The organism is Magnetospirillum sp. 15-1 (assembly GCF_900184795.1).
Classification (GTDB): domain Bacteria; phylum Pseudomonadota; class Alphaproteobacteria; order Rhodospirillales; family Magnetospirillaceae; genus Phaeospirillum.
The window spans coordinates 1-1,960 of sequence record NZ_FXXN01000001.1; the positions used below are offsets into that span (position 1 = coordinate 1).

Genomic DNA, 1,960 nt, shown 5'->3' on the forward strand with positions numbered 1-1,960 from the left:
ATGACGTCGCCAAAGCCGTCGATCAGCCGCCCGTCATCGCCCAGCAATTGGGTCGAACCGAACACGCCCACCCCCGCATGGCGTTCGCTGGCGCGGCACAATTGGTCCAGCCAATCGGGCCGGGGCCGGGCGTCGGGGTTGAGGGTGGCGATCCACGGCGCCGTGCATCCGCGCGCGCCCAAATTGTTGCCGGCGGCAAAGCCCAGATTGGCGCCCGCGCATATCAGGCGGAACCGGTCATCGGGGAGTGTCAGATTGTCGGCGGAACCGTCGGTGGAGGCGTTGTCCACGATCACGGCCTCAAAATCAGCCATGGTTTGGGCGGCAAGCGCGGACAGCGTGCGCCCGATCAGGTCGCCGCCATTGTAATTGACAATAATTACCCGCACCCAGGCCATGATAACGCCCAACCGCTCGAAAGCCGGCGGACTGTGCCCACTTTAGCGGGATCAGGCAAGCGGAAGGTTCAATTACCCGCTACTAATGCTTTGCGTTTACTAGTTTCCAATAATAGAAAAATGTCTTATTATATGTTCCAAATTGGAGAAGAGCCATACGTAAAACGCTCCCTGCTTATGGCCGCCATGCTGCTGACGGCGGGTATCGCGTGGGCGCGGCCTCCGGAACCTGCAGTCACGCCGCTCTCGGCGAAAAGCTCTTCCCGACGGAATGCACCGGAAGAGCCACGTCCGCCAAATCCTGTGGAATATTTCCAATGCCTGCCTCAAGTTCTGGGCTGTCTGGAAATGATGCCTCCGGTGATCGATCGCGATAATCGCCAAATGATCGACACCAGGAAAATCCCCTTACCATACAGTCGGCTTTCAGCAATAACCGGACTCCTTCCGGTAGGGTTTGGAGAATTTTCATGCGCAACACCTTCGCCCTAGGTGTTTAGTCCCGGCATTTGATGGTGCGGATTAAGCCTGAAACGCTCCGGTTCGGTTTCCCAGATTTTGCAGATGTATTCGTATGGGGTGAGCCCCCGCAGGGTCTTCAGGCGGCGGGCAAAATTGTAATTTTCGAGGTGCGCTTCGAACTGCTGGTGGCTGTCGTAGTGGTATCGTTTGACGGTGGCGTCCTTGATGGTGCGGTTCATGCGCTCCACCTGCCCGTTGGTCCACGGATGCTTGATCTTGGTCAGCCGGTGCTCGATGCCGTTCTCGTGGCAGCGCATGTCGGACATGTGGGTCATATAGCGTGCTGTGTGCCCGTCGGCGTAACGCGACGGAAAGGTGAATTGGATGCCGTTATCGGTCAGCACCGTTGACCTGCCTTGGAAATCTTCCTCCAGTTTGAAGTAGAGTCCGGCCCATCAGAGGACGGACGACATGAAGCGCAGCAGGTTCAGTGAAGAACAAATCATCGGCATCCTGAAGGAGCAGGAGGCCGGGGCGGGGACGGCGGATGTGTGCCGCCGGCACGGCATTTCGAGCGCCACTTTCTACAAATGGAAGGCCAAGTATGGCGGCCTGGAGGTGTCGGAGGCGCGGCGGCTGAAGGCGCTTGAGGATGAGACCCGAAGGGCAGCGCAGCAAACGCCCGGCTGAAGAAGCTGCTGGCGGAATCCATGCTGAACGAGGCCGCGCTCCGCGATCTTCTGGGAAAAAAATGGTAGGGCCCGCCGCCAAGCGGGAAGCTGTCGCCCATCTGCGGAATGCTTTCGAGATGAGCGAGCGTCGGGCCTGCTCGGTCATCGCAGCGGATCGCACCATGATCCGCTAGCCTCGATTTGTTCGAGCGCGAGACCCTGGCCGCCGCCGCCGAGGCCCTCGACCTCGCCCGCCTGCACTGGCGGCGCCCCGGTACCGGGCTAGTGGAACCCATCGCCCGGCGCCACCCGGCCACGGTGCATTTCGCCGGCATCGCTGTGGAACCCGCTCCCGGCGCCTTTCTGCAGCCGACCCGCGGCGGCGAGCTGGCCATCGCCGAGGCCATCCTGTCGGCCATCCCGAGGGAC

At 60.9% G+C, this 1,960-nt stretch carries 1 protein-coding gene and 3 pseudogenes; 2 read left to right on the top strand and 2 right to left on the bottom strand.

Going from position 1 to position 1,960, the window contains the following annotated elements; all coding sequences use genetic code 11:
• Both CP958_RS00005 and CP958_RS00010 read right to left on the bottom strand, forming a co-directional pair.
• Positions 1-398, bottom strand: a 398-nt coding sequence (locus tag CP958_RS00005; RefSeq protein ID WP_141400349.1) for a glycosyltransferase, incomplete at its 3' end; no start/stop codon positions are given.
• Between the two features lie 488 nt (positions 399-886).
• A pseudogene (locus CP958_RS00010) lies at positions 887-1,267 on the bottom strand (integrase core domain-containing protein); the annotation flags it as partial.
• A 64-nt stretch (positions 1,268-1,331) separates the two neighbouring features.
• On the opposite strand from CP958_RS00010, the pseudogene CP958_RS00015 reads away from it, so the two are divergent.
• Both CP958_RS00015 and CP958_RS00020 read left to right on the top strand, forming a co-directional pair.
• Positions 1,332-1,722 (top strand): annotated as a pseudogene (locus tag CP958_RS00015) (transposase); the annotation flags it as partial.
• 10 nt (positions 1,723-1,732) lie between these two features.
• Positions 1,733-1,960 (top strand): annotated as a pseudogene (locus CP958_RS00020) (class I SAM-dependent RNA methyltransferase); the annotation flags it as partial.